Below are 16,068 nucleotides of genomic sequence, written 5' to 3' on the forward strand. Positions count from 1 at the left end.
AAATTCCGGCCGCAAAGCGGCCGGTTGAGCCCGTCGAAACCGCGGCGCCCGAAACCCCGCTCTTCTCGGTCGTCAAGGGAGAACCGACGCCCGAGGAGCTGGCGGCGCTGACCGCCGTCGTCCTTTCCATCGGCTCAGCCGAGACGGCCGATTCCACGAAGCCAAGCGTTCGCCACTGGGTGCGCCGGGAGCAGCTGCGGCTGGCGCCGACACCCGGTCCGGGCGCCTGGAAGCGAAGCCGGGGCTAGCCCCCGCAAAGTTCAGTAAGTCTTTCATAACTGGGCTTCCGCGGTTAGTCTCTTGGGGTGACTAGTGAAACCTCAGCGCCCGTGCGCCCCAAAACCGCCATCGATGCCGTCGCAGACGCCTACACGGACACGCTCATCCGGCTCGATCCGAGCCTTGCCACCACCCTGGGCGTGCCTGGCCACGACACGGAGTTTCAGGACTTTTCGCCTGCCGGGATCGAAGAATTCGCTGCCGCAGCCCGCGAGACCCTCGATGCCCTCGCTGGGCTGGCTCCCGTGGACGACGTGGACGCCGTCACGCTGGATGCCCTGCGTGAACGCCTCGGGCTGCAGCTGGAGTTCCACGAATCGGGCTGGGATACCGCCGAACTGAACAACATTGAATCTCCGGCCCAGAACATCCGCTCCATCTTCGACCTCATGCCCACGGAGACTGAGGAGCACTGGGAACACATAGCCGGCAGGGCCGGCAACGTACCCGGCGCCATCCGCGGCTACATCGAGTCCCTCCGCTCAGCCAGGCAAGCCGGTCGGGTATCCGCTTCGCGCCAGGTGTCGATCGTCATCGAACAGGCCACCAAGTACGCAGCAGGGGACGGTTTTTTCGCGAAGCTCGCGGCCGGCGCCAAGACCGCCGACGGCCCCCTGCCGGCCGGGCTCCAGGAAAAACTCGACGCCGGCACTGCCGCCGCCCGCACCGCCTATGCCGGACTCGCAGCGTTCCTCAAGGATGAACTTCTGCCCGCCGCCCCCGAAAAGGACGCCGTCGGAAGGGAACGGTACGCCCTGGCCTCCCGCGGTTTCCTCGGGGCGGCGGTGGACCTGGAGGAAACGTATGCGTGGGGCATCGGGGAACTCGAGCGGATCATCGCCGCGCAGGAAGCCGTTGCCAGTGAGATCCGGCCCGGGGCTTCGATCGCGGAAGCCAAGGAAATCCTGAACGGCGATCCGTCCCGCCAGCTGAAGGGCACCGATGCCCTGAAGGCGTGGATGCAGGAGCTTTCGGACCGTGCCGTGGCCGACCTGGCCGACGTTCACTTTGAAATCCCGGATGTCATGAAGACTCTGGAGTGCCTCATCGCTCCGACAGACGAGGGCGGCATCTACTACACCGGCCCGTCGGACGACTTTAGCCGTCCCGGACGCATGTGGTGGTCCGTGCCGGCCGGCGAGGACACGTTCACCACCTGGGCGGAAACCACCACCGTGTTCCACGAGGGCGTGCCCGGGCATCACCTCCAGATCGCCACTGCCGTCTACCGGCGCGAACTCCTGAACAGCTGGCGCCGCAACGTCTGCTGGACCTCCGGACACGGCGAAGGCTGGGCACTGTACGCGGAAAAGCTGATGGAGGAGCTTGGCTACCTCAAGGATCCCGGCGACCACATGGGCATGCTGGACATGCAGCGGATGCGGGCTGCCCGCGTGGTCTTCGACATCGGCGTCCACCTGGAGCTAGAGGTACCGGCGCGCTGGGGATCAGGTACGTGGACGCCGGAAAAGGGCTTCGACTTCCTCAAAGCCAACCTGGAGATCAGCGAGGGGCAGCTGCAGTTCGAATTCGCCCGCTACCTCGGCTGGCCGGGCCAGGCACCGTCCTACAAAGTGGGCCAACGGCTGTGGGAGCAGATCCGTTCGGAACTGGAATCCCGGCCCGGCTTTGATCTCAAGGCGTTCCACACCAAGGCACTGAACATCGGGTCCGTCGGGCTCGACACACTCAAGCGCGCGATGCTCGGGTAGGTCTCACGCTGATTGAGCCTGTCGAAATCCCGGGCCCAACCGCCCACCGCTGATTGAGCCTGTCGAAATCCCGGGCCCGGGGAGATGTCTGCCATATGCGCTGTGGGAACTGCTTCACAAAGCGTTGGATTGGTGCCGAATGTACGGCGATCACAGCGTGACGGGCAGAGAGCACTTAGGCCTCTCGGTCACCTAAGCCATTGGAGCGAACGCTGGACTGTGCCTGATCACCGTCCTGCTCGTGGCACTGCTGCTGCGTAAACCGGCGAAGTCATGATCCTTGCTCCCTAGCGATTCGCCTTCGAATGGCTAGGGGGCAAAATTGTCCTCGTAGGTTCCTCGAACCGAATAGCGGAGCCGATGATCAGCTGGCCCAGCGGGCCGATGTCGGGGCAGTGAACGTCGCTATTTAATAATCCTCTGCGACCACTTGCTCGCTTGCTGCCACTCGGACGCACTCCAGCACGGGTGTCCGGAGTACGTCTTCGATGCACTCTGCAGATCCCCCTACGTACACGCTGCGCGCATAGATGTCATTGCCGACTGCCCAGGAACCGTCCTCGGGGATCCACCAGAGAGGCATATCCGCCTCTCTAGCCGCCGCAGATGGGCCCACATCTGCAAGCGAACCGTGCAGCACATGCATCTGCCTGCCATAAGAGCCAAGGACAGTCTCCGAACCACGGTAGGCATCATTTAGGCCGGCGTAACCCTCCCACGCAAGAAAATAGACAGGGTCTGGAGTCTGGGTGTGTTCACCCAAAACGGACGCCAACGCAGCCGCTACCTCCATGTCGATGCCGCCCATTATCGGGTCCAAGCGGGGCAGTCCAGAGGCACCGGGCTGGATGGCGACATCCCGCCATTGCGTGCGACCGGTAATAGTGGCGGCCTTTCCAGCCACTTCTGTCCAGCTCCTGGAGACTCCGGTAGCGCGAGCAGGGTTGAAGACCCGGCAAAATGCTGGAAGGTCCATGGGAAAGAACTCAGACACAGTGAGTTCCGTTTTTGCATTTCCACCGCGCATTTCAGAAAGCCAGGAAGGGAGAGCTGATCGCGCCGGCGTCTTCATTCCGACATGGTAGTCCTACTGTCCTAAATCGAATCGCAGGAGTTGTGGGGCATCCAGAACGCCAAGATCAGAAGCGCAGAGACAACCGGGGCAATGGCCCGGAAAATATTTCCGACGACTTACCCAGCCGGCAGCAACCAGATCGCCACGAGTGACAATCCGAACGAAATGGCAAATACAAGAACGGTCAGTACTGCTTCTGCGGGTCGCATCGTGGCTGGTCTTGACCAGATTCGGCCCACTCGTGGGCGAATTGGGGGGCCGCGATTGAATTGAAGGCCGGATTGGCTTAGGAGGAAACCCTGTCGGCGACCCGCCGCCGGAGGCGGTCGGCGAGGATGCCATCCCGTGCTAGCATCGCCACAATCCACACGCGACCGCATGCAAGTCGCATTGACTCAGGAGGTTCGCGGTGCCAGACACCACCTGCCACATGTCAATCTCGCTGGACGGCTTCGTCGCCGGGCCGGACCAGAGCCGCGAGGACCCTCTGGGCAAGCGGGGGCTGGAGCTGCACGGCTGGCACATCGGCGACCCGCGAGCGAACCATGCCGACAAGGTCGCGAACGAGTGGCTCATGCGCCCGCGGGGCGCGTATGTAATGGGTCGGAACATGTTCGGCCCGATCCGCGGGGACTGGGATGAGGAATGGACCGGGTGGTGGGGAGCCGAACCGCCGTACCACGCGCCGGTGTTCGTGTTGACCCATCACGGCCATGACCCCATCCAGATGGACGGCGGGACGACCTTCCACTTCGTCACCGAGGGCTTCGACGCGGCCTACTCCGCAGCGTGCCAGGCCGCCGGGGACAACGGCGTGGACATCGCCGGTGGGGCCTCGACCGTCCGACAGGCACTCATCGCCGGCGTGATCGACGAGCTCACCCTCGACATCGCACCGGTCCTGCTCGGTTCGGGCGAGCGCATCTTCGACGGGGTTGAATCCTTCGGCTTCGAACCCGCCGAGGTGCTTCACTCACCGCTGACCACCCACATCCGCTATCGCCGGCGTCAGCTAACTCCGTAGGCGCTGCCGGCCTCCCGCACGGCTGTCAACGTGGCCGGGCAGGCCCTCGTACCCGCCCCTGTGGCCAAGCGCCGGGGCATCCTGGACGAGGCGCTCTGCACCGCCCCCTCCAGTGATCCCTTCTCGGATGACTCCCCCGCGGATGACCGGGCAGCCGCCGATGGTTCCGCCGCGGCTGCGCAGGGCCGGGAGCTGGCCGACCCCAGGCATAGCTTAAGCCGAATCGCCGCCGGGGCACCTGCCGTGCGCGGGCGTTGGGGTAGGGTACCGTCCATGGACGTCATCCTGGTTCCCGGATTCTGGCTGGACGCTTCTTCGTGGTCGGAGGTGACGCCCCCGCTCGTCGCGGCGGGGCACCGCGTCCACCCCATGACGCTGCCCGGCCTGGAGGCAGCAGACGCACCGCGTGCCGGCATAGGCTTGCGCGACCACATCGACGCCGTCGTGGCGGCGGTAGACGCGCTCGACGGCCCGGTGGTGCTTGTGGGCCACTCGGGCGGTGGCGCGATCATCCATGGCGCCATCGACAGGCGTCCGGACCGCGTGGTTCATGCCATCTACGTGGACAGCGGTCCGCTGGGAGAGGGCGGCGTCATCAACGACCAACTACCGGCCGAAGGGGACGACGTGCCGCTTCCGCCGTGGGACGGCTTCGACGACGAGGACCTCGTCGATCTGGACGACGGGCTGCGGACCATGTTCCGGGCACGCGCCATCCCGGAGCCCAAAGGCGTGGCTTATGACCGGCAGCATCTTCATGACGAGCGGCGTTACGAAGTCCCGGCCACCGTGATCGCCTGCGAGTTCCCGACGACCCTGCTCACCGAGTGGATGGACGCGGGCCACCCGTACGTGGAGGAATTGGCACGCATACGCGACGTCGAGCTGGTGGACCTGCCAACGGGGCACTGGCCGCAGTTCACCAAGCCGGCCGAACTGGGCGCGGCTATCCTGGCCGCGGTCAACCGCGCCTCATAGCCCGCGCCGGACAGGGCACGCAGCATTCGGAAGCGGCGCAGCATTCGGAAGGCTAGTGGCCGCCGCCGATCACGCCGTTTTCGACCGCCTTAGTCACCGCGTCCGCCTCAGCCTGCGTCAGCGTGCCGTCAGTAACCGCGTGGTCGAGGCGCGACTTCAAAGCTGCCGCCCGGCTCTTCTGCGCCTCAGTGCGCAGTTCTTCCAGTGCGGTCTTGACCTTGGCCTCGTCTATTCCGAGGGACTTTGCCAGCGATGCGGCCAATGCCGACTCCATCGCAGCCTGGTCCGGCTTTTGCCCGTCGGCGCGGGGCGCAGAAGGCCGGTTTGCATCACGGAATGTCCTTAGCGCGTCGGCGACCTTGGCCTGATCGACGCCCAGTTTGGACGCGAGCGCCGCGGCCCTGTCGCCGTGTTCCCCGTGTCCGTGCCCATGCCTGCCCCCGCCGTCGAACCGCTGCGCGTCGGGAGCATTGCCGGAAGGGCTACTGGAGCTGGGCGTTGGAGTCGGAGTGGCCGTCGAGGCGGCAGCCATTCCCGTCACGCCAAACCCGGCACCAAGCGCCACGGCCGCCATGCCAAGGCTGAGTGCCATTTTCTTCGTACGCTTCATGATCTCTCTCCTGGATCTGCCTTACGGAGACGACGGCTCCATCCTCGCCGGCCGTACCGGCCATGAGACCAGCTTGCACCACCCACATAAGTGGCGGCTATGAAGGGCCTGTGAAGTACATATGAATCCCGTGCGGAACCTATGACGGCTGAGGCTGACGTTGAGGGCTTTTCTTGCGCAGAGTGCAAAGATGCACGTAGTGTAACTGCGTGTTCACTTCCATTTCTCCGCCGGCCGCCCAGCCGCCGGCACCACCTTCGCGGCGCGAACTCAACAAAGCCGCGACCCGCCAGGCCATCTCGGATTCAACCCTCGGGCTTCTGCGCAGCGCAGGCCCCGGCAATTTCACCGTGGAGGACATTGCCGAGTCGGCAGGCATCTCCCGCCGCACTTTCTTCAACTACTTCAGCAGCACCGAGGCGGCCATCGCTTCGGTGACGCACGGCTTCCTCGACACTGCGCTGGAGCAGTTCCGGCTCCGACCGGCGGACGAGCCCATCCTTGAGTCAGCCCGCGCAGCCCTCGTTGAGCTCGCCGACCCCATGACGGTCGCACCGATGGCCGAGCTCTTCAGCCTGACTCAGGCCAGTCCCCTGCTGGCCCGGTCCGAGCTTGAGGCGTGGGACCACTGCACCGAGCAGATCATCGCTGCCGCCCGAGAGCGCGCCGCCCGGAACCCGGCCGTGGACATGGACGGGGACATGGACGAGCTCTACCTGCGATCCCTCGCCGGTTCCGTCATCTCCTGCGGGAAGGCCGCGATGGAGGTGTGGTTCAGCCGCTGCGGAACAGACCTCTCGGCGGAATCACTGGCCATCCTCCGGCAACTGCTGATCGATTCGATGGCACTGCTGGGTTCCGGCTTCGCCGCCTCGGCTCCGCAGCACCCGGATTCTCCGGCATCCCAGCCCCTACAAAGCGACTCCCCTGCCCCGCACTCCTCAGAACGGTCCTGACATGGCACTTCTGCTTTACCGACTCGGCAAGTTTTCCTACGGGCACCGGTGGATCGTCATCTCGCTCTGGCTGGCGGTCCTCGTGGCTGTCGGCGGCTCAGCAGCCGCGTTCCACGGAACCATGTCCAACAATTTCCAGATCCCGGGTACTGAAACCCAGCGCATGCTGGACAAGCTGAAGCAGGATCTTCCCCAGTCTTCGGGAGGTTCCGCGGGAATTGTCTTCGAAGCCAATGACGCCCGGTTCAGCCAGGCCGGAAAGGACGCCGTCTCCGCCGCCCTCGCCAAGCTGGAGACTCTCCCCGATGTCCAGGGGACCGTGGATCCGTTCGCCACCCAGGCGCAGGTGGACAAGGCCGCCGAGGCCATCACCGCCGGTGAGCAGAAGGCGGCGGCGGGACAGACCGAGCTGGATAGGGCACGCGCTCAGCTCGTGGCGGGCAAGGCCCAGCTCGACGCCGCCGCGCAGCAAATGTCTGCCGCCGGGCTTCCGGCGGCAGCGGTTGAAGGGCAGCTGGCGCAGCAGAAAGCAGCCCTCGCTGCGGGTCGGGAAAAGCTCGACGCCGGCATCAAGGAACTGGAGACCGGCGCGGCAAATCTGGCACTCGCCAAGCGCCAGCTCGCCGCTTCCCAGGGGATGCGTTTTGTCTCCGCTGACGGCAAGGCCGCCATCGCCCAGGTCCAGTTCAAGACCTCGATCAATGCCCTGGCGCCCTCGGTCAGGGAGCAGGTCCAGGACATCGCCAGTGGGGTGGACTCCGCTGGGGTCACCGCCTTGGCCAGCAAGGAAATCACCGAGGATGTCTCGGAACTGTTCGGCATCTCCGAGATCGTAGGCATTGCCATCGCCGCCCTGGTCCTCATCGTCATGTTGGGCACTCTGATTGCGGCCGGGCTCCCGCTGCTCATGGCCCTCGTGGGCGTGGCGGCCGGGGTGGGCGGAACCTTTGCCCTGACGGGGGTAATTAGCATGAGCTCCATCTCGCCCATGCTCGCGCTGATGTTGGGCCTCGCTGTCGGCATCGATTACTCACTGTTCATAGTCAACCGCCACCGGAGCCAGCCGCTGGCCGGCATGGAGGGCGAAGAATCGGTTGCGCTGGCGACGGGCACCTCCGGCAACGCCGTACTTTTCGCCGGGCTGACCGTGATCATTGCCCTGGCCGCACTGGTGGTCCCCGGACTGCCGTTCCTCGCTGTCATGGGTGTGTCGGCCGCCGCGACCGTGGCCGTCGCCGTCGTCGTGGCCCTGACCCTGACTCCGGCAGTCCTCTCGCTAGTGGGCAGGAAGCTCATCTCCAAGAGGGCCTGGGCGAAAGCCGAGGCGCACAACGCCGCGCCCGGCCACGACGCAGAGGACCGGGCCAAGGAAGAGCACCGGAGCAGCCACGGCTGGGGTGGGCTGGTCACGCGGCACCCAGTTCTGGCGCTGCTCGCCGGCGTGGTCCTGCTCGGTCTGGTGGCGCTGCCGGCCAGCCAGCTCCGGCTGGCGCTCCCCGACGGCGGTTCCGAACCGGTGGATTCCCAGGCCTTCAAAGCCTATGACGTCACCGGCCGAAGCTTCGGCGAAGGCGTCACCGGCCCCATCGTGGTGGTGGGCGATTTCCCCGCCGGACTTAGCGAGTCCGAAGCGCAGACCAAGCAGTTCGACGTCGCCGACATCCTCCGAGGCGTGGACGGCGTCACCGCCGCGGTCCCCGTGGCGCTGAGCGAGGACCGCCGCACCGCGGTGTTCCAGGTGATCCCCAAAGAAGGCCCGGCAAGCGCCAGCACCGTCAGGGTGGTTTCCGAGCTCCGCGGCCGGAACGCGGAAATCAGGGACGCCACGGGAGTCAGTATCGGGCTCACCGGCCAGACCGCCGGCAACGTGGACGTCTCCACGAAGCTCGGTGACGCCCTGCCGCCCTATCTGGCCATCGTCGTCGGGCTTTCCCTGATCCTGCTGCTGCTGGCGTTCCGCTCCGTCGTGGTGCCGCTGCTCGCCACCGGCGGTTTTCTGCTCTCACTCGCCGCCGCGTTCGGCGCGGTGGTTGCCGTCTACCAGTGGGGCTGGCTGGGGACCGTGTTCGACGTCGCAAACCCGGGTGCGGTGCTGAGCTTCCTGCCCATCATCCTGATAGGCGTGCTGTTCGGGCTGGCCATGGACTACCAGGTGTTCATCACTTCCGGAATGCGCGAATCGTACACGCATGGGCAACCGGCCAGGCACGCCGTTCGCAGCGGGTTCAGCCACGCCGCAGCCGTGGTCACCGCCGCTGCGATCATCATGGTCAGCGTCTTTGCCGGCTTCATCTTCTCGCACCTGACCATGGTCCGGCCGCTTGGCTTCGCGATGGCCTTCGGCGTGCTGGTGGACGCGTTCGTGGTGCGCATGACGATCGTCCCGGCCGCAATGTACCTGCTCGGCGATAAGGCTTGGTGGCTGCCTCGCTGGCTGGACCGCATCCTGCCCGACGTGGATGTGGAAGGCGCGCGCCTCCGCAAACCAAGCACGACGGCGGCCGCTGCCTCTGTGCCCGAACCCGCCGAAGCTCCGGCCGGCTGATCTCGTCTGGCGCTGCTGGCAGCTTTCGCACCGCTCCTGCGACGTGGAGGTGCATTCTCATCCTGTCGCCCCACCTGATGTTCAAGCAGCTGATCGCAAGTGGGACGCCTACGCTGCCTCGCATCCCTAGGCCGTCGCCGCGTCGCCCGACTGCACGCTCGAACACTTCGGTGATGCGAAACGACTCGCCAACGAACTCCTCGGCGTTGTCCTGAGCGGAAGAAAACGCGCGACATCGGTCTGGCCACCCGAGCACGCGGACGGGCACGCGCCGCAACAGTGAAGGTGCACGGCTGCATGACACGGCGGACCACTCGCTGCCAGCTCAGGCCGCGCGAGGAGCTTCCGCCGCGAGCACACCCCTTGCCCGCCTACGAACCTTCGCGGAGCGCCGGAGTTCACGTCTGCGCCGGCAGGCTTCCGCGTTCGAAGCGTCAAGCTGAGTTCCGGGCAAAGGTGGCGCAGTGGAGCGGTAACTGTGGTCCGTCGGGGTCCGGATTTCGAGAGTGTGCCTGAACCGGCCGGCGTCGCGGGAACCAAGGGGCTTCACTGTCCAACCAGGCGCTTCTTTAGTGTGGTTGCAGGCTTCGCAGAGCCCGGCACCGTTTCCGTGGGTGGTGGGTCCGCCGCGATGCCACGGAACGATGTGGTCATAGTGGCGGACCGGAGCATCACAGTACGGGGCGCGGCAGGTGTGGTCGCGGGCCTCGATGAAGCGGCGCAGCCCGGCGGGGAACAGTCTGGCCCGGGAATCCATCGCAACCAGCTCTCGGGCACCCGGAGCCGCGTAGAGCCGTCGCAGCCATGCCTCAACGTCGTTGGAAGCGGAGAACACGCCTTCCATTGCAGCGGCTTCCTTGACGGCATCCCTTGCCCAGCCCGCCGGGACCACACCGTAACCGGGCAGCCGGGCCGGTTCGGAGTCGCCCTGGAACAGCGTGCGGTCGGTCATGATGAGCTGGATCTCGATCCCCGTGATCCCGCCTGGTGTAACCGTGATCCTTTCAACCAGGGCGTCGGCCATGATCTGCCCCCGGGAACGTTCATCCCCGCCGGAGCGGAGGGAGTCCGCGTGGCGGCTGAGCGCTGCGTGCACGGCCACACCGGCCGAGACGGGCAACAGGGCGGTCAAGTAGCACATGGTGTCCGGAGCGGGACGGAGGCTGACGTGCCGTTCGGTGGCGGCGTGGGCGGCGCGCTGCGTGACGGAGCGCGGGTCGCGGCGATAGGCGGCGGTACGGGCGGCGGCCACCAGTGCCCGGTCTCCTACACCGGCCAGCGTTCCTGCGTCGGGCGCGAGTTCCTCGTCGACGCCACAGCGGTCCGCGGAGGACAGACACGCCGTTTCGCGCACCAGCAACGTGGCCCGCCACTCGTTCAGCTGCCCCGCCTCCAAGGCAGCGAGCGTGTGCGGCATCTCAATCACCAAGGCCTTGGCCAGGCCCAACAACCGGTTTCCCTTGGCCGGGGATTCGCGACGCGCGAGGGCAATCTGTGCTCCAATGCCTGCCCCGAGCTGGTCAGCGGGGATCCCGACGTCAGACTTCTGCCGGCGCTGCAGCTGGTCGAAGGCGACGGACAGGCGGGCCTGACGGGCAGCCAAGGCAGACTTTCTGTCTTCCAGTGTCCGGATCTCATCAATCAGGCGGGCACCGTCCTGCTCGGCCATGCCTGCGCACAGGGCTAAGGCTGCATCGTCCGTTGCCGGCGCCTGACAGCAGCTGCAGGCGCAACCGTACCCCACTGCGGCCGGAACCGCGTCGGACCCCCAATTACCGTTCATAGCTCAAGTGTCGCTGTGGGCTCTGACAATAAGGGCCATCACGTTACTGAGGGCCCGCCGAAGCCGATCATCCGCTTCGGCGGCCATCGGGGAGGCCCCCATCCCGGACGTAGCTGCCGGCACACGGCTGAGGACGACCGCGACTTCAAGACGCGTCCTAACGGTCCTCAGTGCAGAGCTCAGCTCGTCCAGCCGCCGGTAGTGTTCGATCAGCCCGGCAGTATCCTCGGGCAAAGTCATTTCCCGAAGCATGCGGTTCCCCATGGTGATCAAGCCACGGCTGTCGTAATCATCGCGTCCGGCCATTGTTGAGGCCCCTTCCGATCCCTGATTCCGTCGATGATGCAAGTGTTCCTGTGGGCTGTGACATTTAAGGGTGGGCTGTTGCAGCGGATCCGAAACGGCTTCCGGGATTAGGCTGGAGCGGTGACCCGCCTCATTCTTGCCTCCCAGTCCCCCGCCCGCACCAAGTTGCTCAGCAACGCAGGCATCGCTCACAAGGTCCTCGTCTCCGATGTGGACGAGGACGCCGTTCAGGCCCGCTACGGCGTGACCGACCCGCACGATACCGCCCTGCTGCTGGCCCGGGCAAAGGCCGAGGCCGTAGCCTCGCTTCCGGAGGCCGAGGGCGCCCTGGTGATCGGCTGCGATTCGGTCTTCGAGTTCGACGGCGAGGCCCACGGCAAGCCCTACACCCCGGAGGTCGCCAAGGAGCGGATGCTCCGGATGAGCGGCAGCATGGGCGTGCTGCACACCGGACACTGGCTCGTGGACTGCCGGGACACCGATTCAAATGACGACGGCGGCCCCGGCTCCGGGGCGACGCTCGGTTCCGTCTGCTCCGCCGAGGTGCACTTCATGGACATGAGCGAGGCCGAGATCGACAGCTACATCGCCACCGGCGAGCCGCTCCAGTGCGCGGGCTCCTTCACGATCGACGGCTACGGCGGAGCCTTCATCCGCAAGGTCGACGGCGACCCGCACACCGTCGTCGGACTCTCCATCTCGACCCTGCGCGGGTTGCTGGGGCAGGCGGCGGTGGACGTCACCGACCTTTGGACCGGCGGGGCCGTTGATCCCGCGGAGGTCCGCGCAGAGTGAGTTGATTCGCAGCTCTTTGTAGCTTCCCTACAAAGGTTCGGGGCATTACGCGCGGAATCCGCAAGCAATATCGGCGGAACCCTCAAAATCGCGCTAGGCTCCCTGAAGGAAAGAAGGAGACGCCTTGTCAGCAAATTCGGAGCAGTCCGCAAGTCCAGAGCAATCCGCGGCGAGCGGCGGCCCTAACGCCAGCGCCATCGCAGGTGCCGGCACCACCGTCCCAAGCTCCGCAGGCGCCGCCCTGACGAGCTCCAAGCGACTGACCAAGGTTCTGATCGCGAACCGCGGTGAGATCGCAGTCCGCATCATCCGCGCAGCACGTGACGAAGGCATAGCCTCCGTTGCCGTCTATGCCGATCCCGACCGCGATGCCCTCCATGTCCGGCTGGCAGACGAGGCCTATGCACTGGGCGGCAATACCGCCGCAGAATCCTACCTGGTGATGGAAAAGCTGATCGAGGCAGCCCACCAGTCCGGCGCCGATGCCATCCACCCCGGTTACGGCTTCCTCGCTGAAAATGCGCAGTTCGCGGCCATGGTCATCGGGGCAGGCATCACCTGGATCGGACCGTCCCCGGGAGCCATTTCCGCCCTCGGCGACAAGGTCCAGGCCCGCCACATCGCCGAAAAGGTTGGCGCCCCGCAGGTTCCCGGCACCGCCGATCCCGTTGAATCCGCTGAGGAAATCCTCGAATTCGTGGACAAGTTCGGCCTGCCGGTCGCCATCAAGGCGGCCTTTGGCGGCGGCGGACGCGGCATCAAGGTAGCCCGCACCCGCGAGGAAATCCCCGAGCTCTTCGAATCCGCCGTGCGTGAGGCCACCGCGGCGTTCGGCCGGGGCGAGTGCTTCATCGAGCGCTTCTTGGACGCCCCCCGCCATGTTGAGACCCAGTGCCTCGCCGACGCGCACGGCAACGTCGTCGTCGTCTCCACCCGTGACTGCTCGCTGCAGCGCCGCAACCAGAAGCTCGTCGAGGAGGCGCCTGCCCCCTTCCTCACCGAAGAACAGAACCAGCGCCTCTACCAGTCCTCCAAGGCCATCCTGAAGGAAGCCGGGTACCTCGGCGCCGGCACCTGCGAATTCCTTGTGGGCCAGGACGGCACCATCTCCTTCCTTGAGGTCAATACCCGCCTCCAGGTGGAGCACTGCGTCTCCGAGGAAGTCACCGGGATCGATCTCGTCCGCGAACAGTTCCGCCTCGCCCGCGGCGAGGAACTGGGCTACGGTGATCCCGAGGTCCGCGGGCACTCCATCGAATTCCGCATCACCGGCGAGGACCCGGGCCGCAACTTCATGCCCGCCCCGGGCACGATCACCGCGCTGAAGAACCCCACCGGCCCGGGCATCCGCATCGACTCGGGCGTGGAGCAGGGCGACGTCATCAGCGGCAATTTCGACTCCATGCTGTCCAAGCTGATCGTCACCGGCAGTACCCGCGCCCAGGCCCTGCAGCGTTCCCGCCGGGCTCTGGAGGAGATGGTGGTGGAAGGCATCCCCACCGTCATCCCCTTCGACCTGGCCGTCGTCAGCAACCCGGACTTCGCTCCCGCCGAGGGCCCCTTCAAGGTCCACACCCGGTGGATTGAAACGGCGTTCGTCAACGACCTCCCCGCCTGGACGCCCGCTGGAGCCGTCTCCGAAGCGGAGGAAGCCGGCGAACGCCGGACCGTCGTGGTGGAGGTTGGCGGCAAGCGCCTTGAAGTGGCACTGCCCGCGTCACTCGGATTCGGCGGCGCGCCCACCGGCGGCGGAAAGCCGGCCAAGTCCAAGAAGCGGAGCCGCTCAGGCGGCGCCGCAGTGGCGGCCGGCGGCAATGCGCTGACCTCGCCCATGCAGGGAACTATCGTGAAGGTGGCCGTGTCCGACGGTGACGTCGTCGCCGAAGGGGATCTCGTCGTCGTGCTTGAAGCCATGAAAATGGAGCAACCGCTGACAGCCCACCGTTCCGGCACAATCACCGGACTGGCCGCAACAGCGGGTCTGACGGTGGCCGCGGGCGCCGTCATCACCACCATCGAGGACTGATCCGCTCTAAGGCCGCCCCACCCCGAGGTGACGCGAAACAGCACATGAAAATGCCCGGTGTGAATTTCACACCGGGCATTTTCATCTGCCGAACCAGTGGGCCGGCAGGAACCGAGGCGTCAGGCCACGTTGTTTTCGTAGTCCAGGTCCCGGGTTTCCTTGCTCAGGAAGAGTGCAATCAGCGTCAGCACTGCCATGACGCTTAGGTACACGCCCACCAGGACCGGGCTACCCTTCGCCGTTTCCCACAGCCACACGGCGATGAACGGCGCCACGGCCGCACCGAGGATGCTGGAGACGTTGTAGCTCACGGCCGATCCCGTGTATCGGACGTTGGTCGGGAACAGCTCTGGCAGCAGGGCGCCCATGGGTCCGAAGGTGAGGCCCATCAGGGTGAAGCCGAGGATCAGCACAGCCATGGTGCCCACGAAGCCGCCGCTGAACAGCGGGACGAACAGCAGGCCGAAGACAAAGATGCCCGAGGTGACGGCGATTAGCATCTTGCGGCGCCCGTACTTTTCGGCCAGCGGGCCTGAGACCAGCGTGAAGATTCCGAAGAACACCACGCCCGCGATCAGCATCCACAGGAAGTCGTTGCGCGTGTAGCCCAGGCCCGGGACAAAGGCAGCGGCTGCGGCCTCGGTCATCGGCTTGCCGGTCTTTTCCGCTGCCGCTTTGGCCGCTTCCAGAGTGGCCGGGCGGGTGCCGTAGGTCAGCGTGAAGGTGGTCATGAGGTAGAACAGCACATACGTTGCCAGCATGATGAACGTGCCCAGGATGAGCGGACGCCAGCTGGACTTGAAGACCCGGCCGATGGGGAGCTTGGCCACTTCGTTGGATTCGAGGACCTTTGTGAAGGCCGGCGTTTCGATGAGCTTGAGCCGCACGTAGAGGCCGATGATCACCATGACGGCGCTGAGCAGGAACGGCACCCGCCAGCCCCAGGCTTCGAAGGCGGCCGGGGTGAGGGTGTAGTTGGCCACCAGGAAGATCACGTTGGCGATGATGAAGCCGATGGGCGCGCCCAGCTGCGGGAACGTGCCGTAGATGGCGCGTTTGTTGGCCGGGGCGTTCTCGGTTGCAAGGAGGGCCGCTCCGCTCCATTCGCCGCCGAGGGCCAGGCCCTGTGCAAAGCGCATGATCACCAGCAGCGCCGGAGCCCAGAACTGCCAGCCCGGGACCGTGGCCGTTGGCAGGCAGCCGATCAGGAACGTTGCAATACCCATGGTCAGCAGGGACGCCACGAGGGTGCCCTTGCGGCCGAACTTGTCCCCGAAGTGGCCAAAGACCACGGATCCAAGCGGGCGGGCGATGAACGCGACGCCGAAGACTGCGAAGGAGCTCAACAGCTGGGTGGTTTCGTTCTGGCCCGGAAAGAACAGCTTCGGGAAGACGAGCACCGCGGCGGTGGCGTACACGTAAAAGTCGTAGAACTCGACGGTGGTGCCGATGAGGCTCGCGACGATCACGCGGCCGCGCGAGTTCACCTGCTTGGCGGAGCCGGGCTGCGAGGTGGCAGTGGATGACATGTAGTGGCGCTTTCACTAGGACTGGACGGACGATGCTTCCGACCGCCGTCCAACTACGGGATAAAACAGAGTTCAATATTAGTTCCCGCAGTCCATTCAATGGACAAATCGTCCACCATGCGGACAAATCGGGTTGTCTCAAAATGGCGTCGCCCAGTTAGCCTAACGCTGCAGGCAGAAGGCTGATAGGCAAATGTCACAGCACGTTAACAAACCGCGACCGTCCGCGAAACGCGGCTTCCCTACCTTGGAAGAACAACATTCCCCAAGGAGGTACACCGTGACTGCTGACCGCCCCGCAGATACCGGCACCGGCAATTCCCTCGATCTTGCCGCCGAGCCGTGGCTCGGAAGCGCCTCAGGTTCCGCCAACGCGCAGCCCGCTTCAGCCCCCACCACAGACGCCCCCGCCCTTGAGGTCCACCCCGTCCGCTTGATCGCTAACTCGGA

13 protein-coding genes are annotated in these 16,068 nt (G+C 65.7%); 8 read left to right on the forward strand and 5 right to left on the reverse strand.

Annotated elements, in window-relative coordinates; genetic code table 11:
- The first annotated feature begins 2 nt into the window (after positions 1 to 2).
- The gene (locus LQ144_RS17165; RefSeq protein ID WP_230119925.1) at positions 3 to 248 is read left to right on the forward strand and encodes an acyl-CoA carboxylase subunit epsilon; all 246 of its coding nucleotides are present in this window, start codon (positions 3 to 5) and stop codon (positions 246 to 248) included.
- Between the two features lie 57 nt (positions 249 to 305).
- Entirely contained in the window at positions 306 to 1,991 is a 1,686-nt protein-coding gene (locus LQ144_RS17170; protein ID WP_230119914.1) for a DUF885 domain-containing protein, read from the forward strand.
- Between the two features lie 409 nt (positions 1,992 to 2,400).
- Here LQ144_RS17170 and LQ144_RS17175 read toward each other — a convergent pair whose 3' ends face one another.
- Complete coding sequence (locus LQ144_RS17175; protein WP_230119915.1) at positions 2,401 to 3,063, reverse strand: hypothetical protein; 663 nt, start codon at positions 3,061 to 3,063, stop codon at positions 2,401 to 2,403.
- 412 nt (positions 3,064 to 3,475) lie between these two features.
- Here LQ144_RS17175 and LQ144_RS17180 point away from each other — a divergent pair, with 412 nt between their 5' ends.
- Together LQ144_RS17180 and LQ144_RS17185 are read left to right on the forward strand one after the other, a co-directional pair.
- Positions 3,476 to 4,090, forward strand: coding sequence for a dihydrofolate reductase family protein (locus tag LQ144_RS17180; protein WP_230119916.1), 615 nt, complete (start codon positions 3,476 to 3,478; stop codon positions 4,088 to 4,090).
- A gap of 273 nt (positions 4,091 to 4,363) precedes the next feature.
- Positions 4,364 to 5,068, forward strand: coding sequence for an alpha/beta hydrolase (locus LQ144_RS17185; RefSeq protein WP_230119926.1), 705 nt, complete (start codon positions 4,364 to 4,366; stop codon positions 5,066 to 5,068).
- Positions 5,069 to 5,120: 52 nt separating this feature from the next.
- Here LQ144_RS17185 and LQ144_RS17190 read toward each other — a convergent pair whose 3' ends face one another.
- On the reverse strand, positions 5,121 to 5,678 hold the full coding sequence (locus LQ144_RS17190) for a Clp protease N-terminal domain-containing protein (protein WP_230119917.1): 558 nt from the start codon (positions 5,676 to 5,678) through the stop codon (positions 5,121 to 5,123).
- Between the two features lie 209 nt (positions 5,679 to 5,887).
- Here LQ144_RS17190 and LQ144_RS17195 point away from each other — a divergent pair, with 209 nt between their 5' ends.
- Positions 5,888 to 6,634, forward strand: coding sequence for a TetR/AcrR family transcriptional regulator (locus LQ144_RS17195; protein ID WP_230119918.1), 747 nt, complete (start codon positions 5,888 to 5,890; stop codon positions 6,632 to 6,634).
- A gap of 1 nt (position 6,635) precedes the next feature.
- Positions 6,636 to 9,179, forward strand: a complete 2,544-nt coding sequence (locus LQ144_RS17200) for an MMPL family transporter (RefSeq protein WP_230119919.1) — start codon at positions 6,636 to 6,638, stop codon at positions 9,177 to 9,179.
- A gap of 325 nt (positions 9,180 to 9,504) precedes the next feature.
- On the opposite strand, the gene LQ144_RS17205 is transcribed toward LQ144_RS17200, so the two are convergent.
- Together LQ144_RS17205 and LQ144_RS17210 are read right to left on the reverse strand one after the other, a co-directional pair.
- Positions 9,505 to 10,848 (reverse strand): HNH endonuclease signature motif containing protein, encoded by a 1,344-nt coding sequence (locus LQ144_RS17205; protein WP_230119920.1) that lies wholly within the window; start codon positions 10,846 to 10,848, stop codon positions 9,505 to 9,507.
- Between the two features lie 117 nt (positions 10,849 to 10,965).
- Positions 10,966 to 11,202 carry a hypothetical protein gene (locus LQ144_RS17210; protein ID WP_230119921.1) on the reverse strand — a complete coding sequence of 79 codons (237 nt, stop codon included), beginning with the start codon at positions 11,200 to 11,202 and terminating at the stop codon, positions 10,966 to 10,968.
- Between the two features lie 186 nt (positions 11,203 to 11,388).
- On the opposite strand from LQ144_RS17210, the gene LQ144_RS17215 reads away from it, so the two are divergent.
- The gene (locus LQ144_RS17215; RefSeq protein ID WP_230119922.1) at positions 11,389 to 12,063 is read left to right on the forward strand and encodes a nucleoside triphosphate pyrophosphatase; all 675 of its coding nucleotides are present in this window, start codon (positions 11,389 to 11,391) and stop codon (positions 12,061 to 12,063) included.
- Positions 12,064 to 12,304: 241 nt separating this feature from the next.
- Positions 12,305 to 14,089 (forward strand): biotin carboxylase N-terminal domain-containing protein, encoded by a 1,785-nt coding sequence (locus tag LQ144_RS17220; protein WP_230119927.1) that lies wholly within the window; start codon positions 12,305 to 12,307, stop codon positions 14,087 to 14,089.
- A 119-nt stretch (positions 14,090 to 14,208) separates the two neighbouring features.
- Here the strand turns inward: LQ144_RS17220 and LQ144_RS17225 are convergent, their stop codons facing one another.
- The gene (locus LQ144_RS17225) at positions 14,209 to 15,618 is read right to left on the reverse strand and encodes an MFS transporter (protein WP_230119923.1); all 1,410 of its coding nucleotides are present in this window, start codon (positions 15,616 to 15,618) and stop codon (positions 14,209 to 14,211) included.
- Between the last annotated feature and the right edge of the window lie 450 nt (positions 15,619 to 16,068).

This window comes from Arthrobacter sp. Bi83 (assembly GCF_918698095.1).
GTDB lineage: Bacteria > Actinomycetota > Actinomycetes > Actinomycetales > Micrococcaceae > Arthrobacter.